Raw genomic sequence first — 21,079 nt, 5'->3', positions numbered from 1 at the left:
TGGTACAGGTCTTAAATTTAAAGTCAACAGAAGAATTGATATTGAAGGCAGATTAATGTATGTGGTAACCGGTGATGATGAATTTGACGGTGGCGGAGATAAATACAGCGCTATCAACAAGCGTTCTGAGCAGGTTTCAGACAATTTCTTCAATGCTACTTTAGGTCTTTCTGTTAAACTTGGAAAGCACGAATCTCACTTAATGTGGCATGATCCGCTTCAGGAAATCTATTATAAACTTGATGTACTGGCTAATAAAAATCAGGATATCGAAGTATGTAAAAAAGGAGATGCTGATAACGACGGGGTATGCGACGACTGGGACAGACAGCTTGATACTCCTGCAGGTGCAAGAGTGGACGGTGCCGGAGTTGCACTTGATACAGACTTAGACGGTGTAATTGACCTTTACGATAAGTGTGTAACCGTTCCGGGACCTGTTGAAAACAACGGATGTCCTGTAGCTACAACCGGACCTGTAGTAGAAACAGAAACTAAATTGGAAGGAATTGAATTTGATTTAAATTCTGACAGAATTTTACCATCAAATACTCCAATTTTAAATAATGCTGTAAATTACATTAATTCTTCAAGCGGTTCTTACAATGTAATCGGAGCTACTGATACAAGAGGTACTGATGCTTACAACCAAAAACTATCTGAAAGAAGAGCAAACAACGTTAAGAACTATCTGATCAAAAACGGTGTTCAGACAGGTAAACTACAGGCAGTAGGAAAAGGTGAAAAAGACCTTAAATATCCTGAATGTGAACCGGCTACGAAGTGCCCTGAATGGAAAAACAGAGCCAACAGAAGAGTATACTTCGAAGCTAAATAATAAATATATTGATATATCATATAAAAGTCACGCACTGCGTGACTTTTTTTGTCCTAATTCTTTCCTTATTTTTACAACATGATTTCTCCGCAGGATTTTCAAAAGCTAAAATATGATACTCTTAAGTATTTCTGGGGTTATAACGACTTCAGAGATTCTCAGGAAGAAATTATCAATGCTGTCATCAACGAAAAAGATACCTTGGTTCTGTTACCTACAGGAGCAGGAAAATCTTTATGTTATCAATTACCCGCCTTATTGAAAGAAGGAACATGCCTTGTTGTATCTCCATTGCTTGCATTGATGAAAGATCAGGTCAATCAGCTTAAATCACGTGGGATAGAAGCAGAATATCTTTCATCTGAACTGGATGAATACGATGCCGAAACCATCTACGGCCGCTGCAAGGAAGGACTTACCAAACTACTCTATGTTTCTCCTGAGAGACTTACCAATACTCAGTTTATTCAAAACATGGAGGAAATTCAGCTGTCATTCATTGCAGTTGATGAAGCGCACTGTATTTCAGAATGGGGCCAGGATTTCAGACCCAGCTATCAGAATATAAAAGGATTCAGAAGTAATAATCCTGAAATTCCCTGTCTTGCTTTAACGGCAACAGCAACCCCAAAAGTGCTTGAAGAAATCAAAAATAAACTGGAACTGAAAAATCCTTTTGTTTTTCAAAAAAGTTTCAAAAGAGAGAACATTAAAATCTTTACTGATGAAGTAGCTGATAAATTTCAGCGTGTTTTTGATATTTTAAAATACAGCAATGACTCCGGAATTGTCTATGTAAGAACAAGAAAAGAGGCAGAATTGCTGGCAGAATTTCTGAAGAAAAATCAACTGAAAAATGTGGATTATTTTCATGCCGGCCTGACAACCAAAGAAAAGAATGCAAGACAGAATCTTTGGAATAACAGCGATAATCATGTTCTTGTTTCTACCAATGCCTTTGGAATGGGTATCGATAAAGACAATGTTCGTTTTGTCATTCACTATTCCCCTGCTGCATCTCTGGAAAATTATTATCAGGAGATCGGGAGGGCAGGAAGAGATGGAAAAGACAGTTTTGCTTTCATGCTCTGGAATAAACAGGAACTTCTTAATTTTGATCAGGTTTTAAAAAATCAGACCCCAAACAAAGCTGAGTTTTTGAAGATCATTAGCTACCTCTACTCTATTTTTCAGGTAGCAGAATTTGAGCTTCCGGAAAAAACATTTCAACTGAATAATCTTAGTATACAGAATTTCACCAAACTGTCGAAAGCCAAGATCAGCAATGTACTCAATTTTCTCCATAACCAGGAAATTATCTACTATAATGATTACAAAAGCCTGTCTTCAATCGAGCTGTTTATCAAAGCTGATGAGATAGACCTGCTGCCACAAAAGGACGCCTATTTTATAGAGCTTCTTTTCCGTAACATATCAGGGATTACCACCCACAAAGTAATGTTCAGTGAACAGCAGCTAAGCAACAAAATCAACATCAGTGTTCCTTTGATCAAAGAACGACTGAAAGAATTTCAGCAAAAGAACTATCTTGAATATATAGATGGAGCACTAGCCAGTATTAAATTCCTGAAACCCCGCGATGAAAGGGCAGTAAATAGTGCTTACTGGAAACTATTTGAACATATTCAGAGAAACAAAATTCAGAAATGGGAAGAGATGAAGTTTTATGTGGAAAATAATGACTACTGTAAAATGAAACTTATCCTGGCCTACTTTGGTGAAAAAAATTCAAAAAACTGTGGCCAGTGTTCTGTATGTGAAAAAAATAAGCAGTCTATCTTTGGAAAAAATATCTCCCAGCAGATCATTAATTTATTAGCTAAAAAATCAGCTACTATTGAAGAACTGTCTATCCAGCTCAGCTATCATTCCAAAGAAAATATCCTGGAAAATCTGATTTTCCTTTTGGATTCAGGAAAAGTAAGAATGCTCAACTTCAGAACATATGCGCTTAATCATGAGTAATGAGTAATGAGTAATGAGTAATGATAAACATTATGATCTCAACCTGCCTAAATCTCCTACTCTCAAACTATCCTACCCTCTAACTCCAATATCTTCCGACTCTCAGATCAAAAACTTATCTTTGCAGCATGAAATCATTGAAAGTCGTTTTTTTAGGGACTCCTGAGTTTGCAAAAACTTCTCTGGAGGCCATCCATCAATCTCACCATCAGGTGGTAGGTGTAGTAACTGTGGCTGATAAAGCAAGCGGACGAGGACAGAAAATTCACCAATCACCGGTAAAAATCTATGCAGAAGAAAACAATATTCCTGTTTTCCAGCCGGAAAAGTTGAGAAATCCAGAGTTTCTGGAAGAACTTAAAAAACTGGAAGCTGATGTCTTTGTAGTGGTAGCGTTCAGAATGATGCCTAAGGTACTTTTTGAAATGCCTAAAATGGGAACCTTCAATCTTCATGCTTCATTACTTCCCGACTACAGAGGTGCAGCTCCTATTAATTACGCAGTAATCAATGGAGAAGAAAAAACCGGAGCCACTACTTTCTTTATTAATGAAAAAATTGATGAAGGAAATATTCTTCTTCAGCAGGAAATAGAAATTTTACCGGATGAAAATGCGGGAAGCCTTCACGACAGACTGATGGAAATGGGTTCAGGACTTGTTGTTAAGACACTGGATGGTCTTGCTGAAAATGCTATTGAAGAAAAGCCCCAGCCACACGTAGAATATCCTAAAAACGCTTATAAAATTTTTAAAGAAGATACGAGAATCAATTGGGAACAGCCTTCAAAAACCGTTCATCAGTTTATTCTGGGAATGTCCCCTTATCCTGCAGCTTTCACCACTTTAAAAATTGAAAACGAAGAAAAAGGATTAAAAATATTCGGAGGGAAATTTGAACTTTCTGATCACGGAAAACCAGCCGGAAGTCTCGATATTTCTAAAAATGAATTTAAAATCTATACTCAGGACGGAATCTATTATCCTTTGGAACTTCAGCTGGAAGGTAAAAAAAGGATGATGGTAAAAGATTTTCTGAATGGCTTCCGGAATTTTGACGGAATTACATTAAACTAAAATAGATCTTTATCTGACATAGAAAAGTCCCGAAAGCGTTTACAGATAAACTTTCGGGACTTTTTATTTTTCAGCCATCAGCTTTTACTGACAATTTTCTTCCGGATTCTGCTTATAAATTCCGGTGTTACTCCCAGATAGGCCGCAATCTGAATATTGGTAAGACGGTGTGCTGTCTGTGGATAATCTTTTAAAAACTCAACATAACGTTCATCTGAAGGCTTGCTTAGATTATCAATAATTCTACGCTGCAATGCTATTATTGATTTTTGAAACTTAAGTCTCATTAATCTTTCAATCTCCGGCATTTCAGCATATAATTCTTCTTTTTCATTTTTGGGAATAAGAAGAATCTCGCTATCCTCAAGCGCCTGAATATTGAGCTTTGAAGGAATACGATTCACAAAACTATCAATATCGGAGATCCACCAGTTTTCAATTCCAAAATACAATATCTGTTCGGCTGCATTATGATGGGTATGAAAAACTTTAAAACATCCGCTTACCACGAATCCTTCAAATTCGCAGATCTCCCCTTCTTTTAAAAGAAATTCTTTTTTCTTTATTTTCCGAAGCATGAAGGCACTGCAGTATTTTTCAAGCTTTTCGTCTGAAATATCAATATATTCCCGGATATGTTTCTTTAAGGACTCAGTCATCGTTTAAAAATAAAAAGGTTTAGAAAAATCCTAAACCTTATATTTTGTATTACAAGCAGTTATTTATTGCGAAAATAATTCACTACTGCCCGTTCATTTTTTACAATTGCACCATTTCAGTAACCTCTACATCATATCCTCCAACCTGAGGTTTGATATTAGGGTTTTGAGTAATTACTTTGAACTTATTGATTCCTAAATTCTTCAGGATCTGCGTTCCGATTCCATAATCTCTGTAATTGTACGCCAGTGTAGGATGCTGCTCCTGGCCGTCCTGATAGTTCAGAAACTGCTGAAGTTTTCTCAACGTATTTTCAGAATTAGAAACGTTGTTGATGAAAATAATAGCGCCTTTTCCTGCCTCATTTACCATATTGGTTACCTTTTCCAATAGCGGTTTCTCACCATTATTTAATCTGGTCAATACATCAAAATAAGAATCTGAAGACTGTACTCTTACCAAAACAGGCTCATCTACTGTCCATGCTCCTTTTGTCAATGCAAAGTGGATCTGATCATTGGACGTTTCTCTGAAAGCATAAAAATCAAAATCACCGTAATGCGTTTTTACTTTTTTCTCTTCAAGTCTTTCTACCAGATTTCCTTTTTTAAGCTGATAGTGGATCAGATCTTCGATAGAAACGATCTTCATGTTATGCTTTTGAGCAAAAGTGTGAAGTTCAGGCAGACGGGACATGGTACCATCTTCATTCATGATCTCACAGATCACTCCTCCTTCTTTCAAACCTGCTAAATGTGTAAGATCAATGGCAGCCTCAGTATGTCCGGCTCTTTTCAATACACCACCTTTTCTTGCACGAAGCGGGAAAATGTGACCAGGTCTCATAAAATCTGTAGGTTTGGATTTCTCATCCATCAGTGCTAAAATAGTTTTTGCTCTGTCTCCTGCAGAAATTCCGGTAGATGTTCCGTTTCCTAAAAGGTCTACTGATACAGTAAAAGCCGTTTCTTTAGGATCACTGCTTCTGCTTACCATTACTTCAAGGCCAAGTTCATCACATCTTTTTTCCGGAAGCGGCATACAGATCAGTCCTCTTCCGTGAAGTGCCATAAAATTGATAATTTCCGGCGTTGTCAGTTCTGCAGCGCAAAGAAAATCGCCTTCATTTTCTCTGTCTTCATCATCTACTACTATGATTATTTTACCATTTTTAAGGTCTTCAATAGCCTCTGGAATAGTATTTAATTTAATATCGGACATTTTTACTTTTTATTTTTGCAAAGATACTCATAAAAATAAGCATCTGCCAACTAATTATGAATGGTTTATTAAGCTTTGGATAAGGAGTTAGCCGCCTCTCTGAAAATCTCGTAAGATCTCAATCTTTTCTGATGATCGTAGATATGTGAATTGATCATCAGTTCATCTACCTGGAATCTTTCCTGAAAATCTGTAAGCTTTTCCTGAATTTCGGACTGATCTCCGATAAAAGTATATCTCAGTTTCTGCAACACCATGGATTTTTCCATCGGTGACCAGATTTCATCCATATCATCCACCGGTGGAGCAAAAGGTTTTCTGTCGTTTCTTATAATATTGATGAATGCCTGGAATAAAGTCGTCGCGATTTTATGAGCTTCCTCAGAAGTTTCAGCTGCTACGCCATTAACACAGGCAATGATATAAGGTTTATCCAGATATTTTGACGGTTCAAAATGCTCTCTGTAGATTTTAAAAGCCATTTCCATCTGCTCAGGAGCAAAATGTCCTGCAAATGCATAAGGCAAACCAAGTTCCGCAGCCAGCCACGCACTGTCTGTACTTGATCCCAGAATATATAATGGAATATCCAGCCCTTCTCCCGGAATGGCACGAACCATTGCATCCGAATTTTCTTTTGAAAAATATCTTTGAAGTTCGAGAATTTGTCTTGGGAACTGTTCATTAATAATCGCAGGATTTCTTCCCAAAGCCTGTGCTGTGAGTCCGTCTGTTCCCGGAGCTCTTCCTAAACCAAGGTCAATTCTTCCCGGAAACAGAGATTCCAGAGTACCAAATTGTTCTGCAATAATCAGAGAACTGTGATTCGGAAGCATAATCCCTCCTGAACCTACTCTGATTTTTTTCGTTCCGTTGGCGATGAAACCTATTAAAACAGAGGTTGCTGAACTGGCAATACTTTCCATATTGTGGTGTTCCGCCAGCCAGAATCTTTTATAATGTAAATTTTCAGCGTAATTGGCTAGTGATAAGCAGTCCTGAAAAGTATCATGAATGCTTTTGCCCTGCTTTACCGGTGCAAGATCTAAAACAGAAATTTCAAAATTTTTCATGTTATGATGTTAATTTTTCTTTAGTTGAAAAACAAGGCAAATTTAAAACATAAAAACCTCATTAGTTACTTTTTGTAATTAATAAAAACAATTGATCAGTTCAGGGAAAAACTATTGGAATAAAATTTTTGTATACATCGTTTTGTCTATATGATTTTAAAATTAAATAATCATATTAAAAATGTATTTCAACAAAAACAATTCAATAAAAAGGGACATATTTATTATATTCGTATACCAAATTTTTAAAAACTTTAATATGAACAAAAAAACAAACAGCCTGTTCTGTAAGCAGATGCTGACAGGAAAAACTGTCTTTATGAGTTTTCTTATTGCTGCTACATTTTCCTCTTGCAGTAAGAACAATGAAGAAATTACTTCTGAAGCTCAAACGAATGCCTTCAACGCAGACAATGTAAAAAAGGGACAATTGAACGGCCAGGAAATTACCTATGAAAGAAAAAACGGAATGAATTTTTTCCAGGGAGATATTGTTCTTACTGATAAACAGTTATCCGAAGGAAATGAAGTTAATAAAGGGGGTGCCAGCTATTCAAGATGGCCCAATGGTAAAATTTATTATACCATTGCCAGCAATATGGGTTCTATCAATGTCAATAAAATCAACTCTGCGATCAGCGAGTATAATAATAAAACCAATACTCAGTGGATCTACCGTACCAATCAGTCCAATTATGTTGAATTTATTTTCGGAAGCTCATCAGGATCGGATGGTTGGGCTCATATAGGATATCGGGGCGGAAAACAAACGGTTTCTCTGGATCAGTACATTTCTGTAGGATCAGTGATTCATGAAATGGGACATACGGTAGGACTTTACCATGAGCATACGCGTAAAGACAGAGATCAATATGTAAAAATCCTGTGGAACAATATCCAAAACGGACAATCTTATAATTTCAATATCTATAATTCCGGAACAGATATAGGGCCATTCAATATTAATTCTGTGATGATGTACTGGCCAACCTCTTATTCTAAAAATGGGCTTCCAACAATTACCAGAGCTGATAATAGTAATTTCACTTATAACAGAACCGGATTCACAACCGGAGATATCAATACTATCAATGCGATGTATCCTTAAATTTTTAAGAATCGCTTATTAATCAAAAAAAGAACTCTTACGAGTTCTTTTCTTTTTTATAATTATAGTGATTAATTAAAATCCTGATTTCGTTAAATTCAAAATGACTTGGCAGTGCATTCTTCCACTCGGTTAAAGTTTCGTGTGGATTTTTGTAGAATTCATCTTCAAAAGCTTTGATCTTGTCTGAAGTAATGACTCGGGAGATATCCAGCAATCCCTGTTCTGCAAATTTGGCAAGGTGTCCGATAACAGTTTCTTTTACTAAACCTCTTTCCAAGGCAATTTCTCCGATAGTTTTCCCCTGTTCAAACAGCTGGAAGGTTAAAACCTGAGAAGGAACTTTAGCAATTTTAAGATTGATTTCCTTATCATTCTTTTCATCTAAAAGTTTCGTTTCCAGTAAGTGAATATCTCTCAGACTGTTCAGATACTCTTCAATGTCTTCAAGCCAGTTTTTAAATTCTTCGTTATATTGTTTTAATCCTTTAGCACCTTTTATCTCAGCATAAAATTCTTTTAAAGGATCGAAAATTTTATTTCTGATTTCTGTAAAGAAGAAGTTGACAGCTCCTTTTGATTTGCTTTCAATTTCAGACCATTCTTCTTTTTGTTCAATAAAATGATTAACCTTCTGAAAAATGATACGTTCCAGCTTCTCAAAAATTTTCCCAAGATTTACCGCTTCATGTTTCAACTGAAGATAAAGCTGTTTGGTTTTAACATGATCAATATTTTTAGTGACAATAGAAAGATTATTCCACTCTTCCACTTCTTTCAAAAACCATGTACAGTCTAATGTACGCAATACTTTTCTGATGCTGTAATCATATTTTTCCTGATTCAGAATTGCTTCAACATGATCATTGGCAATAGTATCCGTATGGAAATGCAGAATCCTGTTATCTTTGAAAATAACTTCAGGAGTAATTTTTGATTTCAAAACAATCCCTTCCAGTGTTCTGCAGCGGGATAAAGCCACATACACCTGACCGGCAGTAAAACTTTTCCCGGCATCAATAATGACTTTATCAAATGTTAATCCCTGACTTTTGTGAATGGTAACCGCCCATGCTAATTTTATAGGAAACTGTTCGAAACTTCCCAGCACTTCTTCTTTGATATTTTTATCCGTATCAAGGAAATATTTTTTCTGTTCCCAGGTTTCTCTTTTTACCACAATTTCCCTTTCACTTTCATCCAGAACAACACGGATTTCATTTTCATCCAACCCGATAATCTCGCCCAGCTTTCCGTTAAAATATTTCTTTTCTCCGGAAATATCATTTCGGATAAACATAATCTGGGCTCCTATTTTCAGTTCCAGAAACTGGTCATTAGGAAACTGGTTCTCTTTAAAGTCTCCTACCAGTTTAGCTTCATAAATCTGAGGATCAACTTTTATTTCAGCTAATTTTTCCTGATTAATCTCATCTGCCATTTTGTTGTGAGAACACAGATACACATAGGATTCTTTTCCCATATCAAAGTCAGGATCATACCTTTCGTTGAGATGATTAAAATCTATATTATCCACATCGCCGTCACGGATCGCATTCAGAATTTCCAGAAACTCTTCGTCAGATTGTCTGTATACTTTCGTCAGTTCAATGGTAACAATAGGAATTTCCTTAATGGCATGGCTGTCAAAAAAGAAGGGTGAATTGTAATACATTTTCAGGATATGCTCATCCCTTACCACCGGAGGAAGCTGAAACAAATCTCCTATAAAAAGCATCTGTACCCCTCCAAATCTCTGATTATTCCTTCTGATAAATCTCAAAGAAAAATCCATCATATCCAGAACATCAGCTCTCAGCATTGAAACCTCATCGATAATAATGATTTCAACCTCTCTCAGAAGTTTCAGTTTATCTTTGCGGTATTTGAAATGAGGCATCAGATCGGCAATATTATTGGCCAAACTGGTATCTATCCTTTCTGTAGTGGGAAGAAAGGTTCTTAACGGCAGCCCAAACATGGAATGGATTGTTACTCCACCTGCATTAATGGCAGCAATTCCCGTGGGAGCCACCACAATATGCTTTTTTTTGGTACGCCTTACAAAGTCATTAAGAAATGTCGTCTTTCCTGTTCCGGCTTTCCCGGTTAAAAAAACGCTTCTGTTCGTATATTCTATTAAGTCAAAAAAATGATTATTCATCTTCGTCAAAAATACGGAAATGAATTTGAATTTCTTACCTTGGCATAAGTTTTGAAAAATTATAAAAAAGAAAACGTTTATTGTGAAAAAATTACTCTTTCATATTCCGGCAATAGTACTGTGTACTACATTAACATTGGTTTCATGTAATACATCAAAGAATGCCAATACCAATCTTCCTATTGATATTGCAGACAGGCCTGCTGACGCAGAAAGTCAGAAATACGAACAGGCACAGCTGGATAGATTAAAAGCTTCCATTGAATCTGAAGTATCAGGAGAAAAATGTACGGATGCCAGTGAATGGACATTTGCTCCTATGGGGTCAAAATCCTGTGGCGGCCCTCAGCAATACATTGCCTATCCTAAGAAAATAGAAGAGACTTTCCTGCAAAGAGTGAATGAGTATACGGATAAAGTGAAAGCTTTTAATGAAAAGTATAATATTACGTCTGACTGTATGATGATCACGCCGCCTACGTCTGTCAAATGTGTCAATGGCAAGATCAGACTTATTACACCGGACAATAATTAACAATAAAACAAAGGTTCTATATCAAATCGAAAAAGCTCTGTTTCAGAACAGAGCTTTTATATTTATTTTAAATAGATCAATGGTGAATTTTGCTTCGCAAGTGAATAATGAAATGCAAACTTTCAAAATTGACAAGCGCAGCGAATTGACGATTCATTATTCACCAGACAACCTAAAACTGATGATCCTTCACATTCTCTTTATACCATGATGAATATTTCACGTAGTTATCTGCAATTCTGTTCACTTCTCCTTCCAGTAACTGCGCATTGATATCTTTGATTTTTCTTGCAGGAACTCCTCCCCAGACTTCTCCGGATTTAATGTGCGTTCCCTGAGTCACTACAGAACCTGCTCCCACAATGGAGTTTTCTTCTACCAGACAATCATCCATCACAATAGCTCCCATCCCGATCAGTACATTATCTTTAATGGTACATCCATGAACTATGGCATTATGACCTATAGAAACATTGTTCCCGATATTCAAAGGATATTTCTGATACGTACAGTGCAGCATTGCATTGTCCTGAACATTCACTTTGTCACCCATTCTGATGTAATGCACATCCCCTCGGATAACTGCATTATACCAGACACTGCAGTCTTTTCCCATTGTAACATCGCCAATAATAGTAGCAGTTTCTGCTAAAAATGTATTCTCTCCAATCTGTGGTGCTTTTCCTAAAAGTTCTTTTATTAGTGTCATAATATTAATTTGAAAATTTGAAAACGGGCCAATACGAAAATTAAAATATACTATCTTTTCTGATATCTAACTTCTAAATTACAGTGATAGCAAAAATCTAACTCTCAATACTCAGCTTCTAACTTCTAATGCGTATTTTTGTATCTCAAATTTAACGAAAAAATGCGTACCGTACTTATAGAACCTACTGAAAACCCAAAAGTGATGAAATTTGTAGCAGATTACAATCTCATCCCCGGGTCTTTGGAACTGGACAGAAATTCAGATATTTCAGAAATTCCTTTGGCACAGGAACTTTTCAACTATCCTTTTGTGGAAAGAGTTTTCATTACAGCTAATTTTGTAGCTGTGGCTAAACAGGATACCATAGAATGGGAACATGTTGCTGAAAGCCTGAAAAATGTGATTGAGGATGAATTACTGGCCAACCCGAGAATTTATCTTCAGAAGAAAAAAGAAATGTATCAGATCTATGCTGAAATGACTCCGAATCCCAATGTAATGAAATTTGTTTCAAGCAAATTACTGATGGATGGTTTTGTGGAAGTAAAATCGAAAGAAGCGGCTGAAGAAGTTCCTTTGGCACTGGCTATTTTTAAAGAGTTTGATTTTGCAACGGAAGTTTTCATTTCGGACAATTTTGTAGCCGTTACAAGAGATAATTCTGTTGAGTGGCATCAGGTAATGATGACTGTTCGTGCGCTTATCGCCGAATATCTTCAGAACGGTGGCGAAATTGCAAAAATAGAACCTCAGAAACATGAAAATCCTGTTGAGAAAATTATTAACAGAGATTATACTGAGGATGAGCAGAAAATTTCTGACATTTTAAATGAATATGTAGCTCCTGCCGTAGAAAATGATGGGGGTAAAATTTCTCTGATGGAATATGATCAGGAAAATAAAACCGCAAAAATGCTTCTTCAGGGTGCATGCTCCGGCTGCCCAAGTTCTACTGCTACTTTAAAAAACGGAATTGAAAATATTTTAAAACAATTCGTTCCGGATTTGGTAGAAAGAGTAGAAGCTGTAAACGGATAAAAACTACCGAAATGCCTCCCGGAAAGGAAATTATAGTGATTATTGGAAGTGCTTCAGCAAATTCCAGCAATCAGAAACTGATGGAACAGGTGCTGGAAAAGACAGACGATACAGACTTTCAGATATATGCTGATCTTTCTGTCCTTCCACATTTTGATGCCGCAGTAACGGATAATGATACTCCGGAAGAAGTTCTGAAGATCAGAGAGGCTATTAACAACTCAGCAGGGGTGATATTTTCCACACCGGAATATATTTTCAGTATTCCCGGAAGATTAAAAAATCTATTGGAGTGGTGCGTTTCCACAACAGTATTTGCTGAAAAGCCCGTTGCTGTGATCACTGCTTCTGCCAGCGGAGAAAAAGGACACGAAGAGTTGCTGTTGATTTTAAAAACTCTCGGAGCCATAGCGGATGATAAACATCAGGCATTAATAAAAGGGATAAAAGGCAAATTTGACGGCAATGGCTTACTGGAAAGTAATACCTTTGCCAAAGTATCAAAATTAGTAACAGATTTTATAACTTCTGTTTCATAATTAAAATTTAGAATATTGAATAAGAAAGGAATTTTACTAGTCAACCTCGGATCACCGAGATCTACTTCTGTAAACGACGTAAAGGAATATCTTGATGAATTTCTGATGGATGAAAGGGTGATTGATTACCGTTGGATCTTCCGTGCCCTTCTTGTACAGGGAATTATCTTGAAAACAAGACCTGCAAAATCTGCTGAAGCCTATAAAACGGTTTGGACAGATAAGGGTTCACCACTGATTGTCATCACTGAACAGATTCAAAAAAAGCTTCAAAAAGTGGTAGATGTTCCGGTGGAAATAGGGATGAGATATGCGCAGCCAAGCATTGAAACTGGTATTCAGAAACTGGTTGATCAGGGAGTCACGGAAATCGTTCTTTTTCCTTTATATCCCCAGTATGCAATGAGTACTACGGAAACGGTCATTGAAAAAGCCGAAGAAGTAAGAAAAAAGAAGTTTCCTGGTGTAAAAATTAATTATATTCAGCCTTTCTACAACAGGGATATTTATATTAACTGCCTGGCAGAAAGCATTAAAGAAAAGCTTCCTGAAAATTTCGATGCACTGCAGTTTTCTTATCACGGAGTTCCTGAGAGACATATTTATAAGACAGATCCTACAAAGACCTGTAATCTTAACGACTGTTGTTCCAGAGAAGATAATCCAAGCCATCAGTTCTGCTATCGTCATCAATGTTATAAAACAACACAGCTTGTTATTGACAAATTGAATTTACCTAAAGAGAAAACGATTGTTTCTTTCCAGTCTAGATTAGGAAAAGATAAATGGATTGAACCTTACACGGACGAAACATTGGAAACAATTGGTAAAAAAGGGATCAAAAACCTGGCTATTGTATGCCCGGCTTTCGTTTCCGACTGTCTTGAAACACTGGAAGAAATTTCAGTAGAAGGAAAAGAACAGTTCATGCATGGCGGCGGCGAAAACTTCCATTATATTCCATGTCTGAACGATGAAGACCGATGGATTGAAGTGGTAAAAACACTTTGTGAAGAAAAACTGAATGATTTCTATTTGGTATAATCTTCTTTACTCAGAATATACAAAAGGCCGCAGATCAATTCTTGCGGCCTTTTCGTTGAATATATTAAAAATTTGATTGAATTATTTTTTAATCAGGTTTCCTGCTTTTTCTCCGTTTACCAGTACAATATATACTCCCGGAAGAATATTGGCAGGTAGCTGGATGTTAAGTTTATTTACGCCATCAGCAATTTCAACTTTTTCAGAAATTTCTTTCTTGCCTGTCAGGCTTACCAGTTCTACAATTCCTTTTCCTGATTTTCCTTCAAAGTTGATGGTAAATCTGTCTGTTGCAGGATTCGGGCTAATGGTATACAACGCTGTTTGTGCTGCTGCCACTTTTCCTGCAGGAGAAGTTCCACCTCCTACACCTACAGCATTCCATGCATTTTTAACCTGAGTCACTTCATTGCTGGCTGCTCCGTATAAATCAGTAGCCGCCTGAATAGAATACGTTCTTGCATTCGCATACGTAGAAGAAGATGTCAGATAAGTTGTCAATGTTCTGTAGGCAATAGCACCTGCCTTATCAAGTCCGATTCCGGAAACATTATAGGCAAATCCTTTATCATTCGTACCTGATCCTCCTGTTACTAACAAATAATACCAGAAATTAAGTACTCCTGAATTGGTATGCACCCCGCAATAGTCATTAGACTGGCTTGGAGTAACACAACCGGAAGTGGTAGTTGTTTTCCAGTAGGTTCCCATATAGGTATCCGGCTGGCTGTATGCATTAGGATTAGCCATATTTCTGATTACATAATTGAAATCTTCTCCCAGTGTCCAGCTTGCCTGTGTAGGTCTCGCCCAACGCTCAATGGTATTTCCAAAGATATCTGAGAAGCCTTCATTTAACGCTCCGGGTTCTCTCTGATAGACAAGGTTAGCCGTTTTAGAAGTTAGCCCATGTGTAATCTCGTGACCGCATACATCTATAGCTGTTAAAGGTTTTCCGCCATTTGTTGCTGAGCTTCCATCACCATAAGTCATTCTGGAACCATCCCAAAATGCATTAAAATAATTGGTAGAATAGTGTATATAAGATTTAATAGCGAAATTATTATTATCAATACTCTTGCGTCCGTATTTTGTGTAAAAATAATCCACGGTCATTTCGGCTCCCCAATGGGCATCGGTAGCATATTGGTCTTTATTGGTATTGACATTATTCCAGTTATTGTCTGTATCTGTGAAGTCTACCGCAGAGGCATAGCTGGTTCCCTTTTTCAGATTATAGGTTTCCACTGAAGTTCCCCCATTTCTTCCTGTTTCTCTTAAGCGGTAACTTCCGTTATAAGAATCTGTAGTGATGTTGCGGGTTCCGCTATATCCTGTAACTGCTGTTCCCGGTGTGTTCACTTCATGGATGATAGCATCTACTCCCAGTACTTTTCCATTTTTAGCATCCACAAAAATATATTGTCTGCTTAATGGTTTTTCGGCATAGATATCAAATTTATAGGCTAGCCTTAAATCATTAAGCTTGTCATCATCAGGATTTGAATAATACACCAATTCACCTTTTGGGGCATAGCTTGCGTTGGGATCACCGGTTTCTTTTTTAAGAAAATCCTCTTCTTCTTTATTTTTCCATTTATAGGATTCTGCACCTACAAAAGACAAAGCGTTCTGTAAAGCAGCATTTTCAACAAGACTGGCAGTTTTGTCGAGACCTTTCGGAATTTTAATAATCCATTTTCCTGATTGTCCTACAATTTTACCGTCTTTTGTTTGTACCGCCATCATTCCATATTCTACAGGAATATCATTAACGGTCTGTTGAAATCTTTGAGTTTCAAAACCTAATGCATCTTTTTCCAGGCCTAGTTTACGAGCCTGCCCCGCAGAAAGTCTCTGAGACGCTTCGTCAAATAAAACAGGGCTTCCCTGGTAAGCAGGTGCATTTTTTTCAAATCTCATAAATTCAGCATGTAGTCCGCTTTTACCCGGAACCAATTTTGATGGTGTATTTTGCCCAAAGACAAAAGAGCATGCAGCAACGCTTGCTACTAAGATAAATTTCGTTTTCATATTAATTATAGTTGATTGTGGAAACGAATTTATAAACTTTTAACAATAAAACAAGATAAACAATGAATAAAATTCAATTGATATTATAAATCAATAAAGAAAACACAATGATGATTTTAAAACAAAGAAAAATATTTAAACAAAATTTTTCTGTAATATTAATTTTATGTTAAAATATTTAATTAAAATCAAAATTTTGTGAATTATTTTTTTTCACTATGTAGTGCATTATATTGTAAAAAATCAACCTTACTATAAGATTTAATTGATTAATTATTTTCAACATGAACAAAAATAGGACTACCTCAAGAGGCAGTCCTATTTTATATGTATATTTTACAACTATTTACCTTTTGTTGGCAATTGGTGTTCTGAATTCTCCATATCCCATTAAACCATCATAATTTCTTCCGAATGGTGCATAATAAAGAAAGGCCTGATAAAGGTTTTCCGTCTGCCAGAAATTACCGTTTATTTCTCCAAAGTTGAGAGAACCATTTCCTTCTTTAGTTGCCAATACATAGTTATAAAATCCTTGTTTCAGGAATATTTTCGCTACATATTGTCTGGTGGATGCATCATACTGCATCTGATTTTCCTTGCTGGGTTTATAATTATTAAATCCTCCCAGCACATAAATTTCTTTATCCACAGGATCAGAATCCAGATAGAAATGTACCCATGAATAGTCAGCTTCTCTTTCGGCATCTCTTTCTCTACCTAAATCATTTCTTCTGTAATACCATGCTCCATTCACATCCGGCTGATACTGATAATTTAAAGGGAACGCCCATACCGGATGAAGATACGTCTGGTTCACATCATCTTTTATTTCGGTAGCACGCACCATATCCGCGGCCATATTCATATTTTTACTATCGAAATAATAAAACTCATTATCTCCCGGAAAAACAAGATTCATCTGCTGGAACAAAACCTGATTTCCTAAAACACTGCTCGGTTTAAGATTGGAAATCACCATATTCGGGTTGTTATTCTGCATCACATTCATGGTAATTGAATTAACATTGGAAGAAATATCTCTGCCTTTCGGAGAAACATTCACTTCTACCCTCTGGTTAGCATTGGGATTTTTTGCATCTGCAAATCTTGAAATATTCAGCCCTACAGACGTTACATCTTCTACCAGATAAAATCTCTTTTTGAAAAGAGGCTGGTCTGCCGAATCTTTATAGACAATCAGTTCATAATTCCCTGAGACTTTCAGCTGGATTTTATCATTCGGGAAAACAAGTTTATAGTGGGTATAAGCCTGTAATGTATTGAATGAATACTGAAACTGGTCCAGCAGTGCATTCATACTCCCGGTAGCAAATTCTGTAAAAAACAGGTTATCTTCATTCCAGTTTCTGTCATAATGTTTGAAGGTATATCTGTAGATCTGACTGCCGTTTGTAAGATCATCAAAGCCTAAAACCAATTGTTCACCAATTTTAATTACAGGGGTTTCATCGTTGGTCTGAGGATTGAACAGCTGAACACTTTGGATATTTTGTCCAAAGACCAGTCCGCCCAAAGATAGTAAGAGTATTCGCAAAGTTTTCATTATGACGAAGATAACGAAAAATAGCCATTTTCTTAATAATATCGTATTTTTGAATAAAAAATATTCAGATATGCTTCAGATTCAAGGTTTCGTATTCAACTTTGCGAGTGAAAATACTTATATCATCTATAACGAAAATAAAAATGCCTGGTTAATTGATCCGGGAAATATGAATGCTCAGGAAACTCAGGCTATTGATCATTTTATCACAGAGAAAGAACTGAAGATTCAGAAAATTCTTTTAACCCATGCTCATATTGATCATGTATTGGGACTTCAGTGGGCTTTTGACAAATTCAATGTTCCTGTCAATATGCATCAGGAAGATCAGGAAGTGCTGGATATGCTTCAGGCGAGTGGTATGAGATTCGGAGTGCAGATCAATCCTGTAAAAGTGGATGTAGAGTACATCAAGGAAGGGGACGAACTTGATCTGGATGGCGAAAAGTTTAAAATTTATCATGTTCCGGGACATTCTCCGGGAAGTGTGGTGTATCATAATAACAATCAGAAATTCATGATTTCGGGTGATGTTCTTTTTGAAGGCAGTATCGGAAGAACAGATTTGTATAAAGGAAATTATGAGCAGCTGATTGAAGGAATTAAATCGAAACTTTTTATTTTAGATCATGATACCCAGGTTTTCTCAGGACATGGAAATCCTACATCGATTGGTTTTGAGAAACAGTACAATCCGTTTTTGAAGTAAAAGGGTCGGAGGATTTTAGGATTTGAGAGTCGTGTAAATGTCTTGAATCAAACTTAGATCTGACACTTAATATAAAAATCATTCTTGTCCGATTTAATTAAAACATCATTAACAGGTCGCTCCTCCGGAGCTTTATTTTACAGCGATTTCATTTTTTCTACTCACAGTAGATCCCGACGGGATCAAATCAGCTCCAAAGCTAACTGTTAATTCATATCCTAAATATTGATATTTTCAATGTATCTATACTTTTTATAGGACAGTAATGATAAAAAATACAAAACCGTCAGAAATTCTGACGGTTTTGCTGTTATAAAGAAATAGAATTTAGAAATCCAATGTGATTGAGGCTCTGGCGGCAGCTCCCATAATAGGTCTGGCCATGATGATTCCGTCTCCGTTTGGAGAACCTGCTCTTGGGTCACCTTCTGTGATTCCAATGGTATTAAAGATATTGGTTCCATCCACTGCAAAACGTATTCTTCCTAACTGGTAAGACATTCCCGCTCCAAATTCTGTGAAAGAAGGCAAGGTTTGCTTATTCAGCTCATCCTGGAAACGTTTTCCATAATAATTCATACTTACATATGCTCTCCATGATTTGGTAATATTGACAGCCGGTGAAATATTGAAGAAAAATTTAGGCATTCTTCTTACCACATTTCCTTCAAGCACGCTTCCGGCCTCAAGGTTTTTATATTTTGGACTCTGAATGGTCCCATTGAATGTTACTTCTAAAATATTATTGAACAAACGGACGAAACCTTCCACTTCAACTCCATAGTTTTTGGTATTGGCAAAAGTATTTTCGGATTTACCATCAGAGAAAACATCCGTAAATGAAAGATTTTTCAAGGTAGAATAGAACGGAATCACTGCGATATCAAAAGTACGCGAGTAATATTTATATCCTACCTCCAATTGGTTCGTTGTTACAGATTTTAACGGTTTATCAGGGTTTGGATTGGAGAAATAATTGTAATAAGCTTCTTCATTCGGAGATCTGAAACCATTGGAGAAACGGGCGTACACAGCATTTTCTCTATTGATCTTATAATTGGCAGCTAACGTAAAGGAAACTTTATCTACATTGTAATTCCAGTAAGTGTATTTATTTCCCAATACACTCATATTATCATCAGCAGTTGTAGTATTGAAACCGTGAGTTCCATCCGTTGTTAACCCTGAATTATTTAAATTAGCACTTGTTGTATTGGCAAAATTTCCTTTGTAATAATCATGGCTGTAGCGAAGACCTCCGTTCACACTTAAAGCATTGGTAATATTATAATCCAGGTTTACATAAAGATCATTCAAACTTCCCTGAGTCTGGGTATCTCTCTGCAAAAATGTCATATTGGTAACACCGTTATATGTTTTGGAATATCCAACATCTGACGGGCTTAAAGAAGTATCTACCAGATTCAGTAATTCAGGTCTGTCCGATGCTGTAGTCAGAATATTACTCCAGTTCCAGTATTGGTGAGACTTCCAGTTGGATTTATAAAAACCTGCCGTAACATTTCCTTTATCAAATTTATAATTGAACTGTAAATCGTTTACAAAGTTATTCATCTGCTTATCAATTGCCCAGAAGCCAAGCTTTTGTACATATTGAGGATCAACCACTCCTCCACTGCCTACCAATGAATACTGATAGTTATTTCCTGTAATTCCGTTGCTCTTAGCAAAATCGGCAGCCATTTGTGGTCCTCCTGCAGGAAAAATTCCCGTATAGTTCATATTGATATTGGTATATCTCGTTTTGTTTAAAACCGTGAAATTATTCCCAAGGTCATATTTAAACTCAGCACCCAATACATCTACTTTCGGATGGATTCCGTCTTCAAGATTTCTGTTGAAAAATCCGCCTCCGGCCTGTGGAATATTCAGCTGGCTGATGGCTCTGTAGCTGTATGTTCCATAGTTAGGATCAAAACCTGGGAATCCTTTCAGCTTATTTCCGTTTTGGATCAAAGGAATCGGAAGGAAGAATGTATTTCTGTCATCCAGTTTTTTATAATAAACTTTTACATAGCCTTTATCAAAGACATATTTCAGGTTCATTCTGATCTGGCCGCCGTTATTGGCTTTGAAACCTGTTTTTCTGATTCCGTCATCTGTTCTGTAAAAACCACCGACATTGAAAAATAATTTATCCTGAACCAAAGCGCCTCCTACATTAACATCGGTACGCATCAATCCATAGGTACTTGTCTCCAGTTTTGCCGTCCCTCTGAAATCATTGGTTCCTTCTCTGGTAATAAAGTTAATCAACCCTCCCGGAGAATTGGTAGCAAAAATAGACCCTGAACCTCCTCTCAAAGCTTCCATACGGTTGACAGAATTGTCTACACGGAAAAAGTTATCCGCATTAGCAAACTGAAGCGCTCCGTCTTCAAAAACCGGAAGACCGTCTTCCTGAACCTGTACAAATTCATAAGCCCCGGCAGAAGGGATCCCTCTTGCAAAAAGGTTGTTTCCTACTTCACCACCTGAGGTTTCCACAGCAAATCCGGGAACTCTCTGCAATAAAGCTGCAGCACTGATCGGGTTTTGCTTCTGGATTTCTTTGGAGCTAAAAGTAGAAATCGCTGTACTGGATTCTATTTTTTTCTTCGGATTTGAGTTTCCTGTAATGACAATCTGATCGATGGAAGAAACTTTTGCAGAATCCTGCGGTGTTTCCTGGGCATAAGCATTATTAAAATATAACGTAGCTGTTGCGGCGATTAAAAAGATCGATTTTTTTTTCATAGCCTTATTTTTATTGTT

17 protein-coding genes are annotated in these 21,079 nt (G+C 36.8%); 9 read left to right on the top strand and 8 right to left on the bottom strand.

Annotated elements, in window-relative coordinates:
• The 3 genes from C8D70_RS08505 to fmt form a co-directional block, all read left to right on the top strand.
• On the top strand, positions 1–838 hold an 838-nt coding region (locus C8D70_RS08505; protein ID WP_146212871.1), incomplete at its 5' end, for an OmpA family protein.
• Positions 839–916: 78 nt separating this feature from the next.
• Entirely contained in the window at positions 917–2,824 is a 1,908-nt protein-coding gene (locus C8D70_RS08500; RefSeq protein ID WP_110367038.1) for an ATP-dependent DNA helicase RecQ, read from the top strand.
• 128 nt (positions 2,825–2,952) lie between these two features.
• On the top strand, positions 2,953–3,900 hold the full coding sequence (gene fmt / locus C8D70_RS08495; protein ID WP_110367037.1) for a methionyl-tRNA formyltransferase: 948 nt from the start codon (positions 2,953–2,955) through the stop codon (positions 3,898–3,900).
• A 77-nt stretch (positions 3,901–3,977) separates the two neighbouring features.
• On the opposite strand, the gene C8D70_RS08490 is transcribed toward fmt, so the two are convergent.
• The 3 genes from C8D70_RS08490 to C8D70_RS08480 all read right to left on the bottom strand — a co-directional run bounded on the left by C8D70_RS08490 (position 3,978) and on the right by C8D70_RS08480 (position 6,854).
• On the bottom strand, positions 3,978–4,559 hold the full coding sequence (locus tag C8D70_RS08490; RefSeq protein WP_076595862.1) for a Crp/Fnr family transcriptional regulator: 582 nt from the start codon (positions 4,557–4,559) through the stop codon (positions 3,978–3,980).
• A 100-nt stretch (positions 4,560–4,659) separates the two neighbouring features.
• On the bottom strand, positions 4,660–5,781 hold the full coding sequence (ribB, locus tag C8D70_RS08485) for a 3,4-dihydroxy-2-butanone-4-phosphate synthase (RefSeq protein WP_110367036.1): 1,122 nt from the start codon (positions 5,779–5,781) through the stop codon (positions 4,660–4,662).
• A gap of 68 nt (positions 5,782–5,849) precedes the next feature.
• Positions 5,850–6,854, bottom strand: a complete 1,005-nt coding sequence (locus tag C8D70_RS08480) for an LLM class flavin-dependent oxidoreductase (protein ID WP_110367035.1) — start codon at positions 6,852–6,854, stop codon at positions 5,850–5,852.
• A gap of 259 nt (positions 6,855–7,113) precedes the next feature.
• On the opposite strand from C8D70_RS08480, the gene C8D70_RS08475 reads away from it, so the two are divergent.
• Entirely contained in the window at positions 7,114–7,962 is an 849-nt protein-coding gene (locus tag C8D70_RS08475; RefSeq protein WP_181416107.1) for a M12 family metallopeptidase, read from the top strand.
• A gap of 37 nt (positions 7,963–7,999) precedes the next feature.
• Here C8D70_RS08475 and C8D70_RS08470 read toward each other — a convergent pair whose 3' ends face one another.
• Entirely contained in the window at positions 8,000–10,126 is a 2,127-nt protein-coding gene (locus C8D70_RS08470; protein WP_110367033.1) for a helix-turn-helix domain-containing protein, read from the bottom strand.
• Between the two features lie 82 nt (positions 10,127–10,208).
• Here C8D70_RS08470 and C8D70_RS08465 point away from each other — a divergent pair, with 82 nt between their 5' ends.
• Positions 10,209–10,661 carry a hypothetical protein gene (locus C8D70_RS08465; protein WP_076595857.1) on the top strand — a complete coding sequence of 151 codons (453 nt, stop codon included), beginning with the start codon at positions 10,209–10,211 and terminating at the stop codon, positions 10,659–10,661.
• A 172-nt stretch (positions 10,662–10,833) separates the two neighbouring features.
• On the opposite strand, the gene C8D70_RS08460 is transcribed toward C8D70_RS08465, so the two are convergent.
• The gene (locus C8D70_RS08460; RefSeq protein ID WP_110367032.1) at positions 10,834–11,370 is read right to left on the bottom strand and encodes a gamma carbonic anhydrase family protein; all 537 of its coding nucleotides are present in this window, start codon (positions 11,368–11,370) and stop codon (positions 10,834–10,836) included.
• A gap of 162 nt (positions 11,371–11,532) precedes the next feature.
• Between C8D70_RS08460 and C8D70_RS08455 the strand changes: the two genes are divergently transcribed.
• From C8D70_RS08455 to hemH, 3 genes are read left to right on the top strand one after another with little or no spacing between them, the layout of a single operon-like run.
• Entirely contained in the window at positions 11,533–12,411 is an 879-nt protein-coding gene (locus tag C8D70_RS08455) for a NifU family protein (protein WP_076595855.1), read from the top strand.
• Between the two features lie 11 nt (positions 12,412–12,422).
• Positions 12,423–12,950, top strand: coding sequence for an NADPH-dependent FMN reductase (locus tag C8D70_RS08450; protein ID WP_110367031.1), 528 nt, complete (start codon positions 12,423–12,425; stop codon positions 12,948–12,950).
• A 15-nt stretch (positions 12,951–12,965) separates the two neighbouring features.
• A complete protein-coding gene (gene hemH / locus C8D70_RS08445) occupies positions 12,966–13,994 on the top strand; it encodes a ferrochelatase (protein ID WP_076595853.1) in 1,029 nt (342 codons plus the stop codon).
• An 81-nt stretch (positions 13,995–14,075) separates the two neighbouring features.
• Here the strand turns inward: hemH and C8D70_RS08440 are convergent, their stop codons facing one another.
• Positions 14,076–16,028, bottom strand: a complete 1,953-nt coding sequence (locus C8D70_RS08440; protein ID WP_110367030.1) for a M4 family metallopeptidase — start codon at positions 16,026–16,028, stop codon at positions 14,076–14,078.
• A gap of 346 nt (positions 16,029–16,374) precedes the next feature.
• The gene (locus C8D70_RS08435; protein ID WP_110367029.1) at positions 16,375–17,595 is read right to left on the bottom strand and encodes a DUF5103 domain-containing protein; all 1,221 of its coding nucleotides are present in this window, start codon (positions 17,593–17,595) and stop codon (positions 16,375–16,377) included.
• Positions 17,596–17,665: 70 nt separating this feature from the next.
• Here C8D70_RS08435 and C8D70_RS08430 point away from each other — a divergent pair, with 70 nt between their 5' ends.
• A complete protein-coding gene (locus tag C8D70_RS08430) occupies positions 17,666–18,304 on the top strand; it encodes an MBL fold metallo-hydrolase (protein ID WP_076595912.1) in 639 nt (212 codons plus the stop codon).
• Positions 18,305–18,631: 327 nt separating this feature from the next.
• Here C8D70_RS08430 and C8D70_RS08425 read toward each other — a convergent pair whose 3' ends face one another.
• Positions 18,632–21,061: a TonB-dependent receptor gene (locus C8D70_RS08425; RefSeq protein WP_110367176.1), complete on the bottom strand. Its 2,430-nt coding sequence runs from the start codon at positions 21,059–21,061 to the stop codon at positions 18,632–18,634.
• Positions 21,062–21,079 lie beyond the last annotated feature (18 nt).

It is taken from the genome of Chryseobacterium sp. CBTAP 102 (genome assembly GCF_003201365.1).
GTDB classification, from domain to species: domain Bacteria; phylum Bacteroidota; class Bacteroidia; order Flavobacteriales; family Weeksellaceae; genus Chryseobacterium; species Chryseobacterium candidae.
This window is presented reverse-complemented; position numbering and strand designations above follow the sequence as displayed.